The organism is Flavobacterium sp. CAU 1735 (assembly GCF_039888695.1).
Taxonomy (GTDB): Bacteria; Bacteroidota; Bacteroidia; order Flavobacteriales; family Flavobacteriaceae; genus Flavobacterium.
This window is the reverse complement of the sequence record NZ_JBDQQQ010000007.1, coordinates 87,010-109,299: the sequence shown is the minus strand read 5'-3', so window position 1 is coordinate 109,299 and position 22,290 is coordinate 87,010. Positions and strand designations below refer to the sequence as shown.

Here is a 22,290-nt window from a genome sequence, read left to right as displayed (position 1 = left end):
ATAATACTTTTTTAATTACAGGTTTTAGAATTGGTATTGTATTTCGAAAATTAACGACAGGACACTGAGAAACCTGCAGTGTTGGTCTTTGACCTTTAAATTCTAATTGAGATATGGCCTATTTATACGATGTAAAAGTAAAATCGATTGATGTTGCAAACAAAATAGCGATTTTAGATATAGACACGATTCATCCGGACGCAATGTATTTTAGTAACAATCTGGCGTTTGCGATTCGCTTGATCCGGGACGCGGCTTTGGGTGATTCTCCGATAGCGAAGAGTTTCGACATGAACTGCCTGTTTGACAACAATTGGCTTAAGGAGAATGTTAGTGGCTACATCACAAAATGTGAACTCAATGAAGTGCGAACATCCGGAGAGACGGAAATCAAGAATAATGGAAAAGAAGCCTATTGGCGTGGTGAAACCGACAATGCCAGTGCAACGATAACAGTTCATTTCGCGAGTTCTTTGTGGATGCAACATCTAAACACAAAATCGAATTGGAGAAGTTCGGCTTATCCTGCTGCAGTTGAATTTGTCGACCGCGCGCCGATTGATCCGTCTAATGAAATATCGGACTTCTCGGACGATTATGCGAATAGCGGCGGATGGATTTTGGTACAATCAGAAACGTTGAAAGATACCGATAGTTTGTGGCCGACGGAAGTTTTTATTCCGATCTACACTGAAAAATCGTACCGACGTTCGACTAAACTTTCCGGAGCCGACCTTAACAAATCCACTCTCGAGGAGTTGCTGTTCAAAACCGTTTTCGCTTTAGGTCGAAACGGGATAAAAACATTCGGAATACTCGTGCCAAGAGGCGATGACTATTATAGTGTCATTTCTTTTTCCAATGGCGGGTATTTGGAATCAGGGTACAAAATCCCTGACTTATTGACTTTGGGAGCAAGCGAATTCAACGTAAATGACAGCGCGAAAGCCGTGAGGTTTGGTGCTTAACAAAAAAAGATATGAACGAAAATTTACAACAGAACACTGAGAAACCCGCAGTATTGGTTTTTTATCTATCGGAATTCTTTCAAATGTATGGGATGTCGGTTCCGAACTTGTCTCAAACGATTTGTGATTCTCCGTTCTATATCTATGACCGATCATTCAAAGATATAGGCCCGAAATTTGAGGATGAAAAACCAATAAGCGATGAAGATTACGATACCGGTTTTGCAATCCTTAAAACCATTTGGAACGAATATGTAGGAAAAGCGAATACATCCGGATTTTCCCGCGTTTTTAAAGTCATGACAGCGCTTGATACGGATGATTTCTACGTAGAGTCACGATATGGTTTTGCTCCGGGTTATGATCTGGATGCTGCAATTGAAACCTTTACCAAACAAAATTTTGAAGTAATCCGATGGGATGAATTTTGGGATAGAAATAGTGAAAATAAAATCGTAGAATCGGATACAACCGATGAGTATTATCCGGACTATACGGAGCAAAGAAACGAAGAAGGCCGCAAAATAAAATTACTGATTAAGGCCGAAACAAATGATAATGATGCTATAAGCTTTGGTGGACTTCCGGTAAAAAAAAGTAATACGCCATTCGAGTGGCCAAAGTGTACTTGTGGTGCCGAGTTACAATATCAGGGTAAAATTAAAACGGACATCGGTTACGAAATGATTTTTATGGAAAACTGTGATCATTGGGGAGGTACCGAAGTGATCGTAGTGGATGTTGAGAATATAGAATCCGTACATCCGGAAGAAAGTCAGGTTGCCTTAACAGAAACAGCATACGGAGCCGAAATACTCGAAGTGACCGCAGAAAGCTATGATGACGCAAGGGATGACTATTCAGGTCGCCGGCGTGATGTTTTAGGACATGTAAGTGATCATCCCGAATGGATACAGGGTGATGAAACCCCTAAATGCGACTGCTGCGGTCAAACAATGCGTTTTGTCGCTCAGTTAGAAGAAGGTCCCGATTATGAAACAGCCATGAATTTTGGTGGCGGATGTGGGTATCTGTTCGACTGCACCGTAGGCAAAACGGCTAAATTCATTACGCAGTGTTAATGCTAATTTGGAATTAATCCATTTGATCCATTTTCAGGATTTGGAAAATAATGCAAAATGAAACAACCTGGTTTTTTGCAGAGCATAGTGCAATGATACGCGTAAAACACCCAATCCGTAAACAATACTGCGTTGCAGGTTAATCGAAGACGCATCTTCAAAATAATGCGTCGGACACGAAACTTCGCCAATCCGGGCGTTATGGTAGCAAAACTGAGCCAGTATTTCGTTGTCGAAAACAAAATCGTCGGAGTTGTTTTTAAAGTCGATCTGTTGTAAAACAGACGCTTTAAAGCAACGGTAACCGGTATGGTATTCCGATAGTTTTTGGTTCATCATCAGATTTTGAAACAACGTCAACATACGGTTGGCGATGTATTTATAAACCGGCATGCCATTTTTTAGAGCGCCTTTGCCTAAGATTCGGGAACCCAATACCACGTCATACAAATCGCTTACCACCAGATGTACCATCGATGGAATCAGTTTGGGCGTATATTGATAGTCCGGATGTAGCATGATAATAATATCGGCGTTCAATTCCAGTGCTTTTTCATAACAGCTTTTCTGATTGGCGCCATAACCTTTGTTGCGATCATGGGCAATGATATGTTCAATACTCAGTTCCCGTGCAATCCGGATCGTATCGTCTTTGCTGAAATCATCGGTCAGAATAACGGCATCGACAATATCGAAAGGGATTTCGTTATACGTCTTTTCTATGGTTTTACCGGCATTATAAGCCGGAAGTACGACTACTATTTTTTGATTGTATACCATATCAGTTCAGGTGGTTGACTTCGGTTTGTGATTGTTCCCGTACGTGATCCGAAACGCTTAAGCCCGGATAGGGAGCCAGCGATTCAATATCTTTACGATGATAAAGTGTTCCCAGAAACGGAAATTCATCGTAGGTATGCGTCGGTAGTCCGGCCAGACGGTTTTGAACTTCGGTTAAAGTAAGATTCCATTCCCGACTTAAACGTTCGGCCGAAGGTTCCATAAAGGAAATATAAAGCAGTTCCGTAAAGGTGTGTTGTTGCGTTTGCGAAAAATCGACACCCATCGGAAGGTTATTTTTTAACGTGTTATGCGAAGTCCGGTAATCCAAAAGGCGATCGCGGAAATCGGTATATGGCAGAAAACCATTGTGGTTGTTCTGAACGGTAAATAACGGTTGTATAGATGATTCGTGACACCACATGCATTTGGCGGGTTTCCCGGCATTGGAATGTGCCGGATCGGCATTGTTTTTCCGGATTCCGTTGGCGTCGAATATCCCAAAGCGAAGCTGACCGTTGTCTAATAATTCTATGGTTTCGTACTCGGTTACCGTTCCATTGACCGGATTGATCTCGGTTGACAAAAAGACCTGATTTAATCCGTTTTGTTCGGAAAACCGTATGATGCGATGTTCCAACGACACGCCCGAATTGTCCACATAACCTTTTTCGGGTTGTAAGGTGTAACGACTCATCAGTACGTCCAATTGTTCGGGTACGCCGGTTAACGCATAATAATGTTCGGAAGCACCGAGTAACAAGGTAACATACCGACCCAAATCGATTGTTTGTTGCTGCTGGTATTCCTGAGAATTTTTGATCTTTTGATGCAAACGGTTCAGTAGGACCTGTGCATTTTCCGATAATCCAATGGCCTTACTGTCGACATAAATCCGATCACCATTGCTATAAATGCCGGATAAATCCGATGGTAACTTCGCACCGATATAGGATAACGCCCATTTTAATCCGATCAACGATTTGTGTATGTCGTCATCGTCATACGCCTTACTCCATCGTAGAACAAGGGAATCGTCTTCTTTCCCCATCAAATCGGAATAGGAATCGTTCGCACAAGCAACAAGTAACAGACTAAAAACGAGCAATAGTTTTTTCATGCGGGATCGGTTTGGTAATACTGCGGGTAACGCGGTAGATATAATAATTCGTGTTTCGGACAATACACGGCGACAAATGCGTTAGTTTTTTAAGGCTAATCGTGTTTTCCGGGTTTTGGGTGATATTCCGGCCGCTAATAAAAATAAAATCGCTGTTTTGCGTGCTATGCGTTGCCAGTAACGCTATAAGCTGACTATCGGTTATAGCGGTATTACAGTTTTGTTCCCAATTGCAAAGTCCCTGATTCCGGTTGGTACATAAAAAAAACGGACGCTTGTCCAGATAAGGAGCAATAATGGTCCCTTCGCAAAACTGGGTAACGGTTTCCATTTTCGATAAATGGTGTTGCGTCAGAAAAGCGGCTACCTGCTTTCCGGACGAAAACGGTTTCCAATAGTCGTACATATAGGCGATTAGTCCGCTGCTGAATTGTAATAATAGGAGTAAATAAAGAACGGTTCTCCGTGCAAAATCCCGATTGATGTTGTTCCGGATTCGATACAAATGATAATGATCAATCCATAAAGCAGTGATCAATATGATATAGTTGATACCGTCGAATCGCGTAGCGCTCAGTTGGGTAATAAAGAAAAAACACTGTACGCCAAACAAGGCGGTATAGGTAAACAGCAAAGTGGCTTTCCGTTTGTAAAATAGCAATAGCGGCAGTGCATATAATAACAATCCGATTACGGCCGAGATGGGTTTGCTATAATTAACCATCAAATTGGAATTCCAAAAATGAATCGTTCGGAAATCGGGTATCGTAACCAATCCTTTAAAAAGTGAGATAAAGCCTTTGGTAAAGCGTTCGTACAGTGGAATATCGTGTGTTCGGGTCAGAAAGATACTATCGATAGACGGGAATAATTGCAGAACTAACAGAAAAATACCCGCAGCAAAAACCAGATAACCGCTGGTATAACGAAGTATGTTTTTTTTGTTTTCAATGCTAAATAAAAATAGTAGTGCCAAACTGATTACCGTAAACATCAGGTGGATATTGGCGGCCAATGCCAGCCAAAAGGCATAGAGCAGGAATTTTTCTTTCCGTTGTCGGTACATTCCCAAAGCCAGAAAGAGGAATAACAATCCCAATATATAATTCCGACTGATCAGGTTGTACTCGAACAACATAAAATAACCGAAGACAAACAATACTTTGAAGCGTGTCGAAAAAGGGGACTTCCGAAGGAAAATGTTAACCGTTAGCGTAGACAACACTATATGTAGGAATTGCATTCCAAAGGGATTGTCGGTGATTCGGGTGAGTAAAAACAATAGGATGTTCCACAGCATTGGATGGCCTTCGTGACGCATGTTGTAAAACAGTTCCGAAAAAGAACCGCTATCCAACGCCAATAACCAGTGATGTGCTTCGTCCAGCCAAAGTTCATGATGCATAATACCCAGCAGGCTTATCGTAAAATAAAGCAAGGTGATAAAAATGACATATTTCTGTTCGGCCGGATGGTTCATCTTTATAACTGTTTACTAATCCGCATCAGGCCACTGGCCAAAATGGATTTGGTTTTTAATTTCAGTATTTTGATCGGATTCCGGTTTTCGGTTTTAATCAGCTCCCGGTAAAATTCCACTTCGTTTACGACTTTACTCACGGCATAATCGTAAAACTTACGCGAATAGGTTCTTTTAAAATCAATCTGACGATCGGTTGAGGTTTCCCAATCGGGTTGTACAGTGATTTGGCTTTCCACCTCATCATACAAAGAAGTCCCTTTAATCGGATAGGCTACGGTAATGGTATATTCCGTAGGGTTGGCTTCTTTAAGGTATTGGATCGTTTGATGAATATCGTCTTCGGTTTCACCGGGATAGCCTACCATAATAAACGTTCCGGTTTCGATACCGAGGGCATTGGTTTTCTGAATGGCCTGCTTGACCACCGATACATCGACACGGCGATCCATCAGGTCAATGATTTTCTGGGAACCACTTTCGGCACCAATCCAGATCCGGTAACATCCGGCTTCTTTTAATAATTGCAGAATGGCATCGTTAAGGCGTTCGGCCCGGGTGATACATTCGAACGGAACTTTGGCGTCCTGGGCGAGTACTTCTTTATGAAATTCCGTTAGCCATTTGTGACTCACGGTAAATACATCGTCTACAAACCAGAGGGTGTCGGGATTGTATTGGTCTTTTAAAAGACGCATTTCGGCAGCCACCTGTTGTGCCGGTCGTCTACGGTAACTCTGACCATAGACAGCCGTGCTGCACCACTTACAGGTATACGGACAGCCGCGTTGTGTGGAAATCGTCATCGAGCTTTTCCCGTGATTCGTTTTCCAGGTTTGTAAATATTTTTCAATAGGAACCGCTTTTCGGTTGGGTAATGGCAACTCGTCCAATTCCCGGAATTTGGTTCGGGCTTTTGTTTTGATCAATTGACCGTTGTCAAAAAAGGCGATACCGTCAACAGCTGTATAATCCGACTGTTCCATAATGGCCTGATACAATTGGTAAGTCGTTTCTTCGCCTTCGCCTATGATCAGAAAATCGGCACCGGCATTGAGGTAATTTTCGCAATTATAGGTCACATCCGGTCCGCCTAAAATAATTGTAGGAAAACCGTATCGGTAGTCCGTTTTCAGGATCCGAATCAATCGAATCACCTCAACTTTGGTCATCAGGTTGGTGTAAATGGCAATAACATCCGGTTGTATTTCGGCGATATAATCCAATTGTTCGGGTTGGGAATAAAACGTACTGTCATAAACGCTATTCGGAATATTCCGTTCCAGCAGATAGCCCGAAATATAAAGCAATCCCAATGGCGGATATGGCTTCATGATTTTTTGCTCCTTCGGATCGTCCGATATATAATACCCGTGTGTCAGCAGTATACTCATCTTTTTTGCAACGCAATAAAATAGTGATCGGAATAGCGCGACAGGAATCGAATGTTTCGAATAGTATTTTCCAGGGAACCCAAAACAGCGGTTAAGCGTTTTTTGTCTTTTACAAAGGGTTCCAGGTAGGAGGGGGGAATAAAAAAACCAACGGGTTTTATATGAGTGACGGCAAAATGGCGTTGTGCCATTCGTTTGATTGCTGCCGGATTGTAATAATAGGTCACCACGGCTTCTCCGTCGATGTTGACGATCGCTTTTTCACGTTTGCGACGGAAGGCTTCTTTCCATTGGCCTTTTAGCAGAAAATAACATTGTTCCCATACCGTGTTTTTAGGCATGATCACTAAAAACAACCTGCCGTTTGGGTTGAGTAACCGATTGGCATTTTCGAAAAAGGCTTCCAATTCCGATTCGGAAAGGCAATTCAGTCCGCCAAAATCGGAAAAGATCGCATCGAATGTCTGATTTGGAAAAGCCGCGGGAAGCGTATTGATATCAGCCTGCCGGAAAGTAATCGTCCCGGTAGTGTCTTTTTGCCTAGCTGTGATGATCATTTGTTCCGAAATATCGGTGGCCGTTATCTGATAGCCTTGTTGGGATAACCAAATGGCGTCTTCGCCCGTTCCGCAGTTGATTTCCAATATAGAGCGGATCGTACTATTGGGAAGCGTTTCCGACATATGACGATAGACCAAATCGCGTTGCAACCTGCCGATTACCGTATGGGTAAACGTCTGGTCGTACGTGACTGCGGCTATGTCGAACGAAGCATTCATAGTTTTTCTAAAGCTTTTATCTGATAACGGTCGATTCCGACGCTCGGAATATAATAACCCAGTTTGACAATGGATTTTAATTTGTCAGGGCGTACCGGATCGCGAAACAGGTTTTTTAGAAAATAAAGCCCCTGACTGATACGGTATTCCTTGTGAACCAATCGTTGTAATTTACGATAATACTCGGATGAATAGGTACCGTGAAACATCATGTCCAAATCGTCCGAATCGGTCCAGTTGGATTTTTGTTTCAGGTCTTCTTTGACCTTGTCGTAAAATTTGGTGCCCGGTAACGGATACGAAACGGAAATCCCGATATTGTCGGGTAACAGTTCTTTGACCATGGCGATGGTTTTCTGGATGTCGTCCTGATTTTCGGTCAGATAACCGAATTGCAGGAAAAAAGCAACTCTAACGCTGTTCTTTTTTAGCAAACGGGTGGCTTCATAAATCTGAGCTACCGTAGTGCCTTTGTCCATCGCATCAAGGATTTTCTGGGAAGCGCTTTCGGCACCGATCCAGACTTCTTCCAATCCGGTACGCGCCAGTACGGCTATGGTATCTTCTTTTAAAAGCAAATCGGCGCGACTTTGGATATAATAACGGATTGATAACTGTTGTTCGTTCAATAGTTTTCCGAATTCCTGTACCCAGTTGGGTTTTAGTCCGAAAATATCGTCGCACATCCAAAATCGGGTTACACCAAATGCGGACTTCAGATGGGCAATTTGACGTACGATATAATCCGGCGAATGCGCATTGTAGCGATTCCCGTAGATCGGTTTAGCACACCAGTTGCATTTGTACGGACAACCGCGTGTGGTGGCGATATTCAGGGTAAACGGCTGACCGCTTTTTTGCCATTGGGATTTGTACGAATCGATGTCGATTAAATCCCAGGCGGGTAACGGCAATTCATCCAGATTTTGGAGAATCGGACGTTTGGGGTTGATCCGGATTTGATGTGTGTCCGGATCGGTATAGATAATCCCATTGATAGTAGCAATGGGCATTTTGTGTTCTAAAGTATTGATCAGTTCCAAAAGACTGGCTTCGCCTTCGCCTTGTAAAATATAGTCGGCACCTTTATCCAGGTATTTTGGATAATGATCGGTTGAATCGGAACTGCATACAATAACGGTACATTGGTGTTGTTTTCCGATGGTGATCATTTCAAAACAAGCTTCCCGCATAGTGGTCAGACACATTTTGGTCAGGTAATTAAAACCGTCGTCATAAATCACCAGATAGCGCGGCTTATCGTTTTCCAGTTTTTCGGTAATGGCACGCGGATTATCCAACAGATTGGTATCGAACAAATCGACCTGATAGCCGTTTTCGCGTAATAACGACGCAGCATAGAGCGTTCCTAAAGGTGGAAAAGGCATATGGTTTTTCCACTGCTTCGGATCGAGCCGGTAGTAGTACGAGTGTGAAAATAAGATATCAGACATGTTCTTTGGTTAGCTGGATATGATGGGTGGCGTTGAGGTCGTCGTATTTCTGGTTTAAAGCATCAATGATTTTTTTTTGAAAATTGGACGGATGGTGCTTGGATACTCTTTTTGATGACTTGAAAGCAATTGAAAATTCGGAAGCCAGTTTTCTTTCGAATTTTAATTTCCAAAACCAAAAAGTAGTTTTAAAGGTCAACTGTTCTATTCTGCGGCCAATCGAACCAGATAAAAAGCGTTCAAAAGCAGCCGTTATTTTTTTCTTTTTTATCGGACGGATACTGTCGCTATCCGTTTGGGTTTTATTTGGAAAAAAGGAGCGAACCCATTGGTTGCTTTCATAAAAAGCAATCAGTTTCTCTTTTCCGTATAGTGGAATTAAAGTTACGATTTCTGTAGCCGTAAAACGATTTTTTTCTTCAATTTCCAGATTGTCTGCCGTGATAAAATAATTCACACAGAAATATTTTTTGGAATTAAAAAGAAATAACTTTTTGTACAGTACCAGACAGGTGCGGCAGATCCACAGATACCCGGGTTTACTGATGATAAAGAAATCGATGTCGGAATTGTCGTCGAAATAACCTTTGGATAAGGAACCGGATATGGCTACCGCTTCGACAAACGGAAACCAGGACGAAATAAACTGTGCTTTTTTTTGTGCCTTTTCCATTGCTTTCACGGCATTTCGGTTGCCGGTTTCCCTGCGATGAATGTGTTCGGTTGTCAGGTTGGTATGGTAATAGCGGTCTGTTTTGGTGATAATGCCTTGTTGTAAGGCCTGCTCGATTTCGCGATCAAAATCCATTCGGTTCTCGTGATCGGAGAAGGAATAGACTTCCTCCAGTTGTAGAGGATGGTTGAAAATGGAAAAATACAGAATCGGCTTTAATATCTTCAAAACAAAAGATTTTGCTATTAATAAAAGGTCGGATTGGACGATTTAAAATTAGCAAAATCTTTGGATTGATATTAAAATTTTAAAAATATGATATAAAAAGATATAACAAATTGTTTTTTAAATGATTAATGTGCCTGAAGCCAGTCTTTTCCATGACCTAGCTCAACTTCTAATGGTACATCCAGTTTAAAGGCTTCTTCCATTTCGTGTTTGATCATTGGCTGAATGCGTTCCAGTTCGCTGTTGTGAACGTCAAATACAAGCTCATCGTGTACCTGTAGCAACATCTTACTTTTCCAGTTTTCGGAAATTAATCGTTTATGAATATTGATCATAGCAATTTTGATGATGTCGGCAGCACTTCCCTGAATCGGGGCGTTAACGGCATTTCGTTCGGCAGCGCCACGAACTACGGCATTGGCGGAGTTGATGTCTTTTAAGTAACGACGACGACCTAAAACGGTTTGTACATAGCCATGTTCGCGAGCCGATTCCATTTGTTCCTGAATATAGGCCTTTAGCCTTGGATACGTCTGGTAGTAGGCGTCGATCAATTCTTTACTTTCCGAACGGGATAACGACGTTTGGTTACTCAATCCAAATGCCGAAACACCATAGATGATTCCAAAGTTTACCGTTTTGGCATGGCTACGTTGTTCGCGGGTTACGGCTTCCAACGGTACGTTAAATACTTTGGCCGCGGTAGAGGCGTGAATGTCTTCACCATTCTGGAACGATTTGATCATGTTCGGCTCTCCGCTTAATGCAGCGATGATACGAAGCTCGATCTGCGAGTAATCGGCAGAAACCAGGGTGTAGTTTTCATCACGGGCAATAAACGCTTTTCGGATCTGACGACCTCGTTCGGTTCGAATCGGAATGTTTTGCAGGTTCGGGTTGTTCGAACTAAGTCGGCCGGTTGCAGCCACGGTTTGCATATAATCGGTATGGACGCGTTGGGTGTCTTTGTCGACCTGAGTCGGCAACGCATCGATATAGGTATTTTTTAATTTAACCAACTGACGCCAGTCGAGAATACTCTGAACAATCTCGTGTTCGTTGGCCAGGTAACTCAAAACTTCTTCGCCGGTTGCATATTGACCGGTTTTGGTTTTTTTCTGTTTCGCTCCGCCGATTTTCAGTTTTTCGAACAGGATATCACCCAATTGTTTTGGCGATGCCAGATTAAAATGTTCTCCGGCAATTTCATAGATTTTTTGCTCCAGCGTTTTGATTTCAACTTCCATATCTTTAGATAAAGATTTTAGGAAATCCACATCCAGTCGGATACCTTCGCGCTCCATAGCGGCCAATACGGCTACCAACGGAATTTCGATATCTTCGAATAGTTTTTTCGTTCCGGTTTTGTCGAGTTTTTCCGAGAAAAGCGCTTTTAATTGTAGCGTAACATCGGCATCTTCCACTGCATATTCCTTGATGTCTTCCAAAGCGACATCGCGCATCGATTTCTGGTTTTTTCCTTTTTTACCAATCAGTGTTTCGATGGATTTTGGTGCGTATTTTAAATAGGTTTCAGACAAGACATCCATGTTATGACGCATGTCCGGATTGATCAGGTAATGCGCAATCATGGTATCGAATAAACGACCTTTAACCGTAACGCCATAATTGGCCAGTACTTTCAGATCGTATTTTAGGTTTTGTCCTATTTTGAGTATGGTTTCGTTTTCGAAGAACGGTAGTAGTTTTTCCAATACGGTTTTGGCTTCTTCCTGATTGTCCGGGAACGGAACATAAAAGCCTTTTCCTTTTTCATAAGAGAAGGCGATTCCAACCAGTTCGGCATGTAAGGCGTCAAGTCCGGTCGTTTCGGTGTCAAAACAAACCTCCGGTTGTTGTAATAAGTTTTGAACTAACAAACGGATTCCCAAATCGCCTTGTACAATCTGGTAATTGTGACTGGTGGTTTCCAGTGTGTCGTAAAAGCTGTTGTGCGTACTGGTGGTTGCTACCTGACCGTCGTCAAATAAAGAAGTCTGGTCTTCGTTTTTCGCTGTTTTCCGTGTTTTAGATACCGTTGAAGCGGAAGGCTCCAGATTGTTGGTGTTAATCTCGTCAAACTCGGAACCGTCTGCAAAAAGTTTATCGAACTGTTCTTTCATTCTACGAAATTCCAGTTCCTGGAAAATGGCTTCGGTTTTTTCCACATCCGGACGGGATAATTCGAAATCTTTTTCGTCGAATTGCACCGGACAATCCAGTAATATTGTGGCCAGGGTTTTGGATAATCTTCCTTTGTCGGCATTGGCTTCGATGTTTTCTTTCATTTTACCTTTTAGCTCATGGGTATTGGCCAAAAGGTTTTCCATCGATCCGTATTCTTTTAATAATTTTTTTGCGGTTTTTTCGCCCACACCCGGAAGTCCCGGAATGTTATCTACGGCATCACCCATCATTCCTAAAAAGTCGATCACCTGTTCGGGACGTTCAATTTCGAATTTTTCCAATACCTGCGGAACACCCCAGATTTCAATATCATTACCCATACGTGCCGGTCGGTACATAAAAATATTTTCGGATACCAACTGAGCAAAATCTTTATCGGGTGTAACCATATAGACCGTATAACCTTCTTTTTCGGCTTGTTTGGCTAAGGTTCCGATAAGGTCGTCGGCTTCATAACCGGGTAATTCCATAATCGGAATATGCATGGCTCTCAGGATTTCCTGAATATACGGAACGGCTATTTTGATCGCCTCCGGCGTTTCGTCGCGGTTGGCTTTGTATTCGGGAAACATTTGGCTTCTGAGTTCGCTTCCTCCTTTATCGAAGGCAACGGCCAGATAACCGGGCTTTTCTCTTTTAATCACATCCATCAGGGAATTCATAAATCCCATAACGGCCGACGTATCCAGTCCTTTGGAGTTGATACGTGGGTTTTTGATAAAGGCATAATACCCACGGAAAATCAATGCGTAGGCATCCAGTAGAAAAAGGCGTTTTTGTTGTGACATGATATAGGCTATTTGCTTGTAAAAATACGGAATCCGATATTGATACGATCGAAATTCCAATGGAAATTTATGCGACCGCTTGTCGGACGATTCCGATTATTCTGTAATTTTAATTGGTTTTAACCTTGTTAGCTATGAATATTATTATCGTAGAAGATCATGACGAACTGGCTCGGGAAATGGTAACGTACCTCAGCAGTGTGGGACATTTTTGTAAAATAAAGCAAAGTTGTCGGGAAACATTGGAGGAGATCGACCGCAATTCCTATGACTTGATGTTGCTCGATCTGGGGTTACCGGATGGCGACGGATTGGATTTGCTAAAAACCGTTCGGAAAGAACACAATAAAATGGGGGTGATTGTGATTACGGCCCGCGGCGAACTGGACGACCGGATTAGCGGGTTTCAGCTTGGTGCCGACGATTATCTGACCAAGCCTTTTGCGCTGACCGAACTCGGTGCGCGTATTTTTGCCGTAATCCGACGAATGCATGGGTTTACTTTAAATGAGCTGAGTATTCACGGATTTAGTATCCAATTACAGGATTATAAGGTGAAACACGGTGAAAATGTCATAGGACTGACCAAAAAAGAGTTTGATGTTTTCCAATATCTCGTACTGAATAAAAACCGGGTGGTGACCCGATTACAGTTAACCGAACACCTTTGGGGCGATATTCTGGAATTGAACGCCGATTCGAATTTTATCGATGTACACGTCCGGAATCTGCGGAAAAAACTGGAGCACTATGAAAAACTGGATTGGTTTGAAACCGTTCGGAATGTCGGATATCGTATCAATGAATAACAGATGAAATTTAAACACCAGGTAGCCGTTTTTAGTATTCTAACCCGAATCGTACTGATCGTGGTTTTGTGGTTTGTATTACCGGTATTGGTCGAAAAAGTAGTCTTCCGGCATATCACAACCAGTCTGCTTGAAAAAAAGGAAAAATTTATCCGGAATCTTGATAATGAAGAAATCACTAATTTTCTTTCGGATAACAGTATGGACGATACCTATGCCAGTTTTTCAAAGCTGCACAGTGAATTTTTACAATTGTCGCGATTGCCCGATCATCAGGTTGTCAAGCATCGTACGGTTTTTGTAACCGAACCCCGGATCATCGAAAAAGAAGAAAATGAATACCGGATTTTACAGTATTTCTTTAAATACGGAGGGAAATCCTATCTGTTGGAAATCGGAAATAACCTGGCGCAGGTAAAAGACCTGTACTTTGTGATCCGTTTTTTTACGGTTGCCGTTTTGATCGGATTGGTTTTGCTTACATTTTTACTGGAAGCTTTTTATATCGATTACCTGCTTCGTCCGTTTTATAAAATTATTGATCTGAAAATCCGGCATATCGATAATCCGGAAACCTATAATAAAACTGTGATTCAGACGCATTCGGATGATTTTAAAGAATTGGATCTGGCGCTAAATCAGATGATGGAGCGCATGCAAGATGTGATCCGGAAAGAAAAACAGTTTATAGCGAATGTATCGCACGAATTGCTGACGCCCATTGCGATTCTGAAAAACCGATTTGAAAACCTGTTGCAAAACGATTCGATCAATAATGAAGGTCAGGAGAGAATAGTGAGTTCGCTACGAACATTGGACAACCTGAAAAAGATTATCAATAACCTGTTGTTGATTTCAAAAATCGAACACCATAAATTCCTGTCGGACGAAACCATCGTGTTACGGGAATTACTGGACGAACTGCTGGAAGAGCTCGACGATCGGATTAAGGATCGCGAGATCACTGTGGTTTCGGAATTACAACACGACTATTGTTTTATGGGAAACCGAACCCTGATGCATATATTGTTGTTTAATCTGTTGGGAAATGCGATTAAATATAACCGGAAAGAAGGACGAATTGTGTTGGCCGATGGTTTTAAAAACGGTATTTATTGGCTGTCGATCAGCGATACCGGACAAGGAATTCCGATGGATCAGATGGAAACCTTGTTCGATCGTTTTACGCGAATCAATTTACAAGTGGAAGGACAGGGGCTTGGTTTGGCCATAGCCAACAGTATTGCCCGTTTCCACAATTGCAGTATCGAGGTGCGCTCGGTTCTGGCAGAGGGAAGTACGTTTACGCTTCGTTTTCAATCACCGGAAAAAGCCAATTAAATGTTAAAGTTCCAAACGAGGTATAATCTTCATTTTGTCTTCATTTTCAGCTGGTAACTTTGACTCATAAATTAATCATTAAACTTTGAAATCATGAAAAAATTAATGTTAGTTGCTGTGATGGTAGTGTCAACAGCAATGGCTTTCGCTCAAACAGCACCAGCAAAAACAGTTACCACTAAAAAACATGAGCATCGTGCTAAAACCGAAGTAAAAGCAGAACCTAAAAAAGGGGATGCCAAAATGGATAACCAAAAAAAATAGTCAGAAAATAGCAAGAGGCCGGTGATCAACCGGCCTCTTTTATTTTAGGTGTTTACTTGCACCTTATTATTGCTTCACAATTTTTTGCGAATAGGTTTCGCCATTTTCGGTTTGTATCTGGATGATATAAATACCGCTGGCCATATCAGACATATTGATCACATTCGATTGGGTAGTCAAAACCTGTTGTCCTATCGCGTTGAATAGTTTTACCGTAATGTCCGTCTGAGTGGTGGCAATTGTTACCTGCGAACGCGTCGGATTCGGGTAAATGTTGAATTTTGATTTCAGTTTGTCGTTTAAACCAAGTGCTGCAGTGGCTTTTAAACAACGTACTGCCGAGCCTTGTCCTCTTGGACCTCCTGCTGCCGGATTGACGATTGCATTACTGAAGTATAAATTTTTTGCTCCGGTTGAACTTGTCGTACGGCTCCAGTAATAACCACGTACTCCTGTAAAGTTAAAGCTTCCTGCAGTGTCTCTGTTTCCGCCTACGGTTAGTTTTAAATTACTGTCATAGGCTTTTGATGGGGAAGAGATCAATTCTTTTTCAACGATTAATTCCCAGTCGGTTTGTGACGGCATTCTCCATCCTTCTCCTAAAGCACGACAGGGATCGCATCCGTCGGTCGCTGTTGCATTGGCCGGTGTTGTAGCACTCCAGGTGTCGGTAAGTTGATTGGTATTCCACCAGGCTGGCGATGACGTAAAATAGTTTGCATTTCCTGCTCCGATACCGGTTGGATTATTGTTTGCCGGTGATATGGCTGTAGTCGCAGTACGCAATTGATGGCCATCGTCCCAACGCCCCCATTGGAATAGATCACCAAAAGCGTTCGCATCGGTTGATGATGTCGCTACAGCCTGGCTTCCTAAGTTTTGTTGTAACCAGATGTTTCTGTCGGCACCACGTACCGTAGTATAGGTTACCGTTTGTCCCTGATACGTAAAGGTAACACAACCAACATCGCCTATGGCTTGTCCTGGTTCCTGATTACAAACGGTACTGTTTTCGATGGTAAGGGTGTAATCTTCCGTTTGTCCGGCTCTTAAAGTCGTGTCACATGGATCGGTAATGGTATTGGGTGCATTCGGATTGCTCAACGCGGCTACATTCGTGTTTTTAATGATTCGCATTTTGACAGTTCCGTTAGTAGCCGTAGCCGGGATTGTTATGTTGGCGGTAACCGTATTGGCATTGGCCGGATTTGCCGGTGCTAACTGACCGATATAGAATCCTTCGCCGGCATCGTTAAAGTTTCCGTTTCCGTTAAAGTCGATATAAACCATGACATCACTTGGGAAAGAACTGGAAGGTCCTTTAACCGCTATTGGATAGGTTTGTCCTTTGGTTACGGTAGCGCTAATGCTTGAGAAATCTTCATACGTCGGTGTTGTTCCCGACTGGAATGGCGATGGGTTGTTAATACTACCAAAAGATACATTGGTAATCATATTGCTATCGGCATTGTACTGATAGCTCGGTGTACAATTCTGAACACTGTTGTTGGTATAAAGAACGGCCGAAGCAACATCATTTTCTTTATAACCCATCAAAAAGATATCGGTGTCACCGTCGTTGTCATAATCGAAAACCAAAGCACGCGACATGGTTACGGCTGTTAAAAGGTTGGAGTTTTCAACGTCCAGTGCAAATTCGCCGGAACCGTTGTTACGGTAGAATAATACTTTATTATCGCCATCGGCATTGGATCCCAGCGTAAGGATATCCAGATCACCGTCGTTATCGTAATCTACAAAACGAGAACTACCATAATAGGTTCCGATAAAGGAAGCGCCTATTGGAGTGAAATGTGCCGTACCATTGTTGATATAGGCCGTTAGTGTCGGTTCGAACGAATCGCTCATTCCGGATAATAACACATCCGGATGACCGTCGCCATTGATGTCGGCAGTATCAATCGAAGAGAAATAAACATTGTCTAATCCGCTGCTATGTCCGATAAACGTACCATCTCCCTGATTCAGGTAGAATTTGGTTTCCGGAACATAAGCATTGGTATAACCGGTGATGATTATATCCGGAAAACCATCCGAATTGGCATCAAATACTTTTGCAGCACCGAAATAGGTACCCGAGAGTACAGTTGGTGATACGGTAAACGTACCGCTAGTACCGTTTTGCAGGTAAATGGTCGATACTTTATCGCCACTGTCCAACATTCCGTTAACCAGAATGTCCATATCGCCGTCTTTGTCAAAATCAACAATCTCAATGGCGCCATAAATCGTCGGTTGGATATTATCTACGGTGACTTTTGTAAAGGTGTTGTCGCCGTTTCCGTAGTAAATCTCGAAAACCTGCTCGTCGGTATCGGTCCGGGTTCCGGTTATGGCAAAATCAAGATGCCCGTCATTGTTGATATCGCCGGTTCCTATCGCCGAATACATGATCTGAGTAAATGCTGTAGCCGTGTTAGGAACATAGGTCCCGTTTTGGTTTACATACAAAGCGGTATGCCCGTTGTAACCCGGAAGCGCACCGGATACAATAATCTCTTTTATTCCATCGCCGTTAAAGTCGGCTGCCACGCAATCCCCATAGAAAGCTCCGGTAAAAGCCGAGCTGTTTGGGGTGAGTAATTGCGCGTTACAATCCACCTGTGCCATGGAAAATAGCGTAATTAGTAAGTATATTTTCTTCATGATAATTTTGAATAAGTTGGCACAAAGGTATTTATTTAGATTAAATAAAAATAACAGACTGGTTTTTTTGATAGTATTTAGGATTTTTGGCAGGCGGAGTTTCGAAATGCTAAAAAAATTAACGATTGATTTGTGTAGTGAAAAAAAATAACGGTAATAAATTTAGTTTGTCTAAAGTGTCTTGTTTAAAATATAACAGCAGATGGCCTATTTGTAATATTCCTGAATGTCGGAATGCTTTCAAAAGATAGGGTATAAGTGGGTGTTGTTGCTTTGTGTGATGGGTTTTTGTGAAAGTAATCCTAATAAATATCTTTCAGGCGTTAATTTTTTGATTTTTGTTGTGTTAAATTTAGTTTTCGGATATTGTTTTTTTTGTTAGGATGTAGTATTTTTAGTTGCAATAAACAACTACCCCAAATCTATCCTCTATGAAAAGAATAGCCTTTACATTCTTTAGAAATCTCCTATTCTCTGTATCGATCCTGTTTGCCGCTCCAATTATGGCTCAGGTTGGAATAGGAACTACTGTGCCAGATGCAAGTTCGCTTTTGGATATGACCTCAACCTCAAAAGGATTGCTAACACCGCGTATGGCGACTGCGCAAAGGACAGCAATTACAAGTCCTGCGAATGGATTACTGGTATATGATACGGATATTAAATCCTATTATTTTTATGATTTGCCAACAACTACCTGGATTAAGATGTTGGGCGATGGCGACAGACGACTGAATTTTAAAAGAATCAAATCGACCGATGTACTTGCGACTGTTTTAGCAGCCGAATCGACAGCCGGAGGCGGATCAACGTATAAGTTAACCGCTGGAACGTTTTATGAAATCAATGGAACGATTAATGTGGACAAACCTATCGAATTAAACGGAGCGTATGTTTCCGGATTGGATACAAATAACGACAGATTGGTGCGTACCGGAACGCTTTTTACAGGTGCTACAGGAGGAAGCCTTCGGAATCTTACACTAACCGCTTCGGTAAAAGTGTTCGATTTGAATGGAACATCAAGTCCGAATCTGATTTTCCGTGATTGTATCGTAGCGGGTTCCGGTGCGGTTGGTGATATTAAAAACTTCGGATTGGTATTTTTAACGATTGTTCAGTTTGCTGCCAATACGACCGGGATTACCTATGAAAATGTAAACCAATTGCTGATTAGTAATGTGGGTTGGCAGGATACCAACTCCGGTACGTTCGAAACCTTTAAAGGTACGTTCAATATGCTACAACGCGCCGGTGGTTTTAGCGTGGTTAACTCCGGTAAAACCGGGATTGATGTGTCGGCTAATCCAACCATAACGGGTGATGCGCTTTTAAAAGACGTAGTATTTTATACTACCGGAACGGCGGGAACTTATGTGAAACGTTATACTACGGGAAGTTATACCGGATTTAATTTTGATAACCGTTGGGTGGTGAATAGTTCGGGTATCCCTGTGGAAGGGGATGCGGTTTCGACCGGAAATATTTTTTACGACCGAACACTGGCGCAAGCGGCTACGGCTTTGCCTTCAACCACTGGTGTTAAAATCGATATTCCGAATACGGCGAATAATAATTTATACCGTTTTACTTCAACCAATAACAGGCTAACGTATCAGGGGCGGAAATCCAGAATTTTTACGGTAAATGCCGCGGTTTCGTTCGGCGATATTACCGGAGTGACAAATACTACTTATGTGTTTTATATCATGCGAATTCCGGCAGCCGGAGGTACAGCAGCAGTAACGGCTTCGGAAACGTTTATCGATACCAACGCCGGTTATGTGCAATCGTTTCCGGTTCAGGGAACGGTAATGTTGGATAGCGGTGATTCAATAGAAATATGGGTGAAAAGACTCAATGCCGGTGGTCAGAGTTTTACGATAAAATCATTCAGTGCTTCCATTCGATAAAGTATAGTTAAATTATTGCTAATGAAAATCCGTCGGTAATGGCTTTCTTTGTTACTTTGCCTCTTAATTTATTGTAATGCGATTAGTTTTTATAGGCGTAATTTTACTATTAGTGGAATTGTATGCATTCCAGGCTTTCCGAACCATCACCAAAGAAAGATGGATACTGATAAGCTATCAGTTGGTGAGTCTGGCCATTTTTATATATCTGATTTATTCGTTTGCACAGTTTGACCGAAGTGTGGGACAAACGAAGCAGACCTTGTTTACTATGGGATTGCTTTTAATCACGTTAATCCCGAAATTGCTTATAGCGATTATATTGCTCACGGAAGATATATACCGTTTGTTTGCAACCACCATTAATTATTTTACGCAGGCCGATAATATCAAGGAAGCCATTCCCGAAAGGCGCAAATTTGTAAGTCAGGTGGCGCTTATGGTAGCGTTGATCCCGTTTACATCGCTGTTGTACGGAATGACCAAAGGGAAATATAATTTTAAGGTAATCCGACAAACCATTTTCTTTCCGGATCTACCGGATAGTTTCGATGGAACTACGATTACACAAATATCCGATGTGCATAGCGGTAGCTTTGATAACCCGGAGAAAATTAGTTATGCAATTGATTTGATCAACGAACAAAAGTCAGATATTATTCTGTTTACGGGTGATATCGTAAATACGCATGCCGATGAAATGCATCCGTGGATCGATACCTTCCGAAAGATCGAAACGCCGGCTTTGGGTAAGTTTTCGGTTTTAGGTAACCACGATTACGGAGAGTATATCGAGTGGCCGTCGCAAAAAGCAAAAGACGACAACTTTAAAGCGATCAAAGACCTACACCGTCAGATTGATTTTAAACTGCTGTTAAACGAACACGTAAAGATTCGTAAAGGAGAGGATGAAATCGCATTGGTAGGAGTGGAAAACTGGGGCGTGAAGTTCAAACAGGCGGGCGATTTGCATAAAGCTTCGGAAGGATTAACACCAAATGACTTTAAAATCCTGATGAGCCACGATCCGTCGCATTGGGATGCGGAAGTAAAAAAATACGACAAACATTTTCACCTTACCCTGAGTGGTCATACGCACGGATTGCAGTTTGGAATCGAAATTCCGGGGATAATCAAGTGGAGTCCAATTGAATATGTTTATAAACAATGGGCAGGATTGTATGAAGAAATGGGGAAATATATTTATGTGAACCGCGGTTTCGGATTTCATGCCTATCCCGGTCGTGTTGGGATCTGGCCGGAAATTACCGTTATTGAACTAAAAAAAGGTGAAAAAGTAGCGTAATTCGTTAAAAATGCTACATTTGTATAGCTAATTGATCGTAAAAGTTTAGTTAAAGATTTTAAACTTGTAAACTATGTCAAAATTTGGAGAACTTATCAATGCGCAAGTGCCGGTGCTAATCGATTTTTATACCGATTGGAATGAGCCTTCTGTTTCCATGCATCCGGTTATCCGGGATGTCGCTGCTGCTTTAGGTGATAAAGCAAAAGTGATCAAAATTGATGTGGATAAAAACCAGGAACTGGCCGAAGCATTACGGATAAAAGGTTTGCCGACATTGATGATCTATAAAGAAGGGCAAATGGTATGGCGCCAATCCGGGGAACTGGATGCCAATACAATTATTGCGCTGGTTCAGGAGCAATATTAATTAAAGTACTTCAAAACGGAAGCCACGTTCCTGTAGATTCTGAATGACTTTTGGTAACAGGTATTCGAGGTTTCCGAATGCTTTTACGCTATCGTGACATACGATAATACTTCCCTGCTCGACATTTTCGATTACATTTTGCAGACACTTTTCCGGTGTAATGGTTTTGTCGAAATCCATACTGATAACATCCCACATAATGATCTTGTAGCCCTGTTTCCGCAATAAGCGGGATTGGGACGGTTTTATTTTGCCGTAGGGCGGACGAAACAAACGGGAATCTATTTTGCCATCCGAGTATTTTACAATAGCGTCTTCGCAGGCTTTGGCATTGCGGATATAGGTGTTGTTATCCGTTTTCCAGCCTTTTAAATGATTAAAAGTATGATTGCCGATCTGATGGCCGGCGGCTATAACCTTTTTGAATAGCTCCGGATGTTTTTCGATGTTGTTGCCGATGCAGAAAAAAGTAGCCCGGATCTGATGGGTTTCGAGTAGGTTTAAAACCCATTCGGTTATTTCTGGCGTCGGACCGTCGTCGAATGTAAGAAATACTTTTTGTTCCGTATTTGGAATGTCCCAAATCTGGTTGGAAAATAGTCGCTTGACAATGCTGTTCGTTTTAACCCAGAAACTCATTATAAATCATCTAAAAAAGAAATATGCCCATGATTTCATGGGCATATT

Annotated in this window: 18 protein-coding genes; 8 read left to right on the top strand and 10 right to left on the bottom strand. The window is 42.1% G+C overall.

Annotation, left to right across the window (positions count from 1 at the left end):
* Positions 1–113 precede the first annotated feature (113 nt).
* Positions 114–968: a hypothetical protein gene (locus AAFN64_RS14865; protein WP_347761034.1), complete on the top strand. Its 855-nt coding sequence runs from the start codon at positions 114–116 to the stop codon at positions 966–968.
* Between the two features lie 11 nt (positions 969–979).
* The gene (locus AAFN64_RS14860; RefSeq protein ID WP_347761033.1) at positions 980–2,050 is read left to right on the top strand and encodes a hypothetical protein; all 1,071 of its coding nucleotides are present in this window, start codon (positions 980–982) and stop codon (positions 2,048–2,050) included.
* Positions 2,051–2,083: 33 nt separating this feature from the next.
* Here AAFN64_RS14860 and AAFN64_RS14855 read toward each other — a convergent pair whose 3' ends face one another.
* From AAFN64_RS14855 to polA, 8 genes are all read right to left on the bottom strand, one after another.
* Positions 2,084–2,830 carry a glycosyltransferase family 2 protein gene (locus AAFN64_RS14855; protein ID WP_347761032.1) on the bottom strand — a complete coding sequence of 249 codons (747 nt, stop codon included), beginning with the start codon at positions 2,828–2,830 and terminating at the stop codon, positions 2,084–2,086.
* A 1-nt stretch (position 2,831) separates the two neighbouring features.
* Positions 2,832–3,950 (bottom strand): hypothetical protein, encoded by a 1,119-nt coding sequence (locus AAFN64_RS14850; RefSeq protein WP_347761031.1) that lies wholly within the window; start codon positions 3,948–3,950, stop codon positions 2,832–2,834.
* Positions 3,925–5,430: a hypothetical protein gene (locus AAFN64_RS14845; RefSeq protein WP_347761030.1), complete on the bottom strand. Its 1,506-nt coding sequence runs from the start codon at positions 5,428–5,430 to the stop codon at positions 3,925–3,927. Before AAFN64_RS14845 ends, AAFN64_RS14850 begins: the two co-directional genes overlap by 26 nt.
* Before the next feature lie 2 nt (positions 5,431–5,432).
* Positions 5,433–6,824, bottom strand: coding sequence for a radical SAM protein (locus AAFN64_RS14840; protein ID WP_347761029.1), 1,392 nt, complete (start codon positions 6,822–6,824; stop codon positions 5,433–5,435).
* Positions 6,821–7,603, bottom strand: a complete 783-nt coding sequence (locus tag AAFN64_RS14835) for a methyltransferase domain-containing protein (RefSeq protein ID WP_347761028.1) — start codon at positions 7,601–7,603, stop codon at positions 6,821–6,823. Before AAFN64_RS14835 ends, AAFN64_RS14840 begins: the two co-directional genes overlap by 4 nt.
* Positions 7,600–9,057: a radical SAM protein gene (locus AAFN64_RS14830; RefSeq protein ID WP_347761027.1), complete on the bottom strand. Its 1,458-nt coding sequence runs from the start codon at positions 9,055–9,057 to the stop codon at positions 7,600–7,602. Before AAFN64_RS14830 ends, AAFN64_RS14835 begins: the two co-directional genes overlap by 4 nt.
* Positions 9,050–9,958, bottom strand: coding sequence for a nucleotidyltransferase domain-containing protein (locus tag AAFN64_RS14825; protein WP_300491543.1), 909 nt, complete (start codon positions 9,956–9,958; stop codon positions 9,050–9,052). The genes AAFN64_RS14830 and AAFN64_RS14825 overlap by 8 nt, the downstream gene beginning before the upstream one ends.
* A 125-nt stretch (positions 9,959–10,083) precedes the next feature.
* Positions 10,084–12,933 carry a DNA polymerase I gene (gene polA, locus AAFN64_RS14820; RefSeq protein ID WP_347761026.1) on the bottom strand — a complete coding sequence of 950 codons (2,850 nt, stop codon included), beginning with the start codon at positions 12,931–12,933 and terminating at the stop codon, positions 10,084–10,086.
* Positions 12,934–13,067: 134 nt separating this feature from the next.
* Between polA and AAFN64_RS14815 the strand changes: the two genes are divergently transcribed.
* The 3 genes from AAFN64_RS14815 to AAFN64_RS14805 all read left to right on the top strand — a co-directional run bounded on the left by AAFN64_RS14815 (position 13,068) and on the right by AAFN64_RS14805 (position 15,347).
* Positions 13,068–13,742 (top strand): response regulator transcription factor, encoded by a 675-nt coding sequence (locus AAFN64_RS14815; RefSeq protein ID WP_300491546.1) that lies wholly within the window; start codon positions 13,068–13,070, stop codon positions 13,740–13,742.
* Positions 13,743–13,745: 3 nt separating this feature from the next.
* Positions 13,746–15,083 (top strand): HAMP domain-containing sensor histidine kinase, encoded by a 1,338-nt coding sequence (locus tag AAFN64_RS14810; RefSeq protein WP_347761025.1) that lies wholly within the window; start codon positions 13,746–13,748, stop codon positions 15,081–15,083.
* Between the two features lie 93 nt (positions 15,084–15,176).
* Positions 15,177–15,347, top strand: a complete 171-nt coding sequence (locus AAFN64_RS14805; protein ID WP_347761024.1) for a hypothetical protein — start codon at positions 15,177–15,179, stop codon at positions 15,345–15,347.
* A 66-nt stretch (positions 15,348–15,413) separates the two neighbouring features.
* Here the strand turns inward: AAFN64_RS14805 and AAFN64_RS14800 are convergent, their stop codons facing one another.
* The gene (locus tag AAFN64_RS14800) at positions 15,414–18,014 is read right to left on the bottom strand and encodes an FG-GAP-like repeat-containing protein (RefSeq protein WP_347761023.1); all 2,601 of its coding nucleotides are present in this window, start codon (positions 18,012–18,014) and stop codon (positions 15,414–15,416) included.
* Positions 18,015–18,445: 431 nt separating this feature from the next.
* On the opposite strand from AAFN64_RS14800, the gene AAFN64_RS14795 reads away from it, so the two are divergent.
* The 3 genes from AAFN64_RS14795 to AAFN64_RS14785 all read left to right on the top strand — a co-directional run bounded on the left by AAFN64_RS14795 (position 18,446) and on the right by AAFN64_RS14785 (position 21,603).
* Positions 18,446–19,927: a hypothetical protein gene (locus AAFN64_RS14795; protein ID WP_347761021.1), complete on the top strand. Its 1,482-nt coding sequence runs from the start codon at positions 18,446–18,448 to the stop codon at positions 19,925–19,927.
* Between the two features lie 70 nt (positions 19,928–19,997).
* Positions 19,998–21,233 (top strand): metallophosphoesterase, encoded by a 1,236-nt coding sequence (locus tag AAFN64_RS14790; protein ID WP_300491583.1) that lies wholly within the window; start codon positions 19,998–20,000, stop codon positions 21,231–21,233.
* A 73-nt stretch (positions 21,234–21,306) separates the two neighbouring features.
* The gene (locus tag AAFN64_RS14785) at positions 21,307–21,603 is read left to right on the top strand and encodes a thioredoxin family protein (RefSeq protein WP_300491555.1); all 297 of its coding nucleotides are present in this window, start codon (positions 21,307–21,309) and stop codon (positions 21,601–21,603) included.
* On the opposite strand, the gene AAFN64_RS14780 is transcribed toward AAFN64_RS14785, so the two are convergent.
* Positions 21,604–22,242: a polysaccharide deacetylase family protein gene (locus tag AAFN64_RS14780; protein WP_347761019.1), complete on the bottom strand. Its 639-nt coding sequence runs from the start codon at positions 22,240–22,242 to the stop codon at positions 21,604–21,606.
* Between the last annotated feature and the right edge of the window lie 48 nt (positions 22,243–22,290).

Excerpts from the sequence above, each read along its gene's own strand:
- AAFN64_RS14865 (WP_347761034.1), top strand. The coding sequence starts at position 114 with ATGGCCTATTTATACGATGTAAAAGTAAAATCGATTGATGTTGCAAAC.
- AAFN64_RS14840 (WP_347761029.1), bottom strand. The coding sequence starts at position 6,824 with ATGAGTATACTGCTGACACACGGGTATTATATATCGGACGATCCGAAG.
- AAFN64_RS14855 (WP_347761032.1), bottom strand. The coding sequence starts at position 2,830 with ATGGTATACAATCAAAAAATAGTAGTCGTACTTCCGGCTTATAATGCC.
- AAFN64_RS14785 (WP_300491555.1), top strand. The coding sequence starts at position 21,307 with ATGTCAAAATTTGGAGAACTTATCAATGCGCAAGTGCCGGTGCTAATC.
- AAFN64_RS14830 (WP_347761027.1), bottom strand. The coding sequence starts at position 9,057 with ATGTCTGATATCTTATTTTCACACTCGTACTACTACCGGCTCGATCCG.
- AAFN64_RS14860 (WP_347761033.1), top strand. The coding sequence starts at position 980 with ATGAACGAAAATTTACAACAGAACACTGAGAAACCCGCAGTATTGGTT.
- AAFN64_RS14780 (WP_347761019.1), bottom strand. The coding sequence starts at position 22,242 with ATGAGTTTCTGGGTTAAAACGAACAGCATTGTCAAGCGACTATTTTCC.
- AAFN64_RS14850 (WP_347761031.1), bottom strand. The coding sequence starts at position 3,950 with ATGAAAAAACTATTGCTCGTTTTTAGTCTGTTACTTGTTGCTTGTGCG.
- AAFN64_RS14805 (WP_347761024.1), top strand. The coding sequence starts at position 15,177 with ATGAAAAAATTAATGTTAGTTGCTGTGATGGTAGTGTCAACAGCAATG.
- AAFN64_RS14800 (WP_347761023.1), bottom strand. The coding sequence starts at position 18,014 with ATGAAGAAAATATACTTACTAATTACGCTATTTTCCATGGCACAGGTG.
- AAFN64_RS14845 (WP_347761030.1), bottom strand. The coding sequence starts at position 5,430 with ATGAACCATCCGGCCGAACAGAAATATGTCATTTTTATCACCTTGCTT.
- AAFN64_RS14795 (WP_347761021.1), top strand. The coding sequence starts at position 18,446 with ATGAAAAGAATAGCCTTTACATTCTTTAGAAATCTCCTATTCTCTGTA.
- AAFN64_RS14835 (WP_347761028.1), bottom strand. The coding sequence starts at position 7,603 with ATGAATGCTTCGTTCGACATAGCCGCAGTCACGTACGACCAGACGTTT.
- AAFN64_RS14810 (WP_347761025.1), top strand. The coding sequence starts at position 13,746 with ATGAAATTTAAACACCAGGTAGCCGTTTTTAGTATTCTAACCCGAATC.
- AAFN64_RS14815 (WP_300491546.1), top strand. The coding sequence starts at position 13,068 with ATGAATATTATTATCGTAGAAGATCATGACGAACTGGCTCGGGAAATG.
- polA (WP_347761026.1), bottom strand. The coding sequence starts at position 12,933 with ATGTCACAACAAAAACGCCTTTTTCTACTGGATGCCTACGCATTGATT.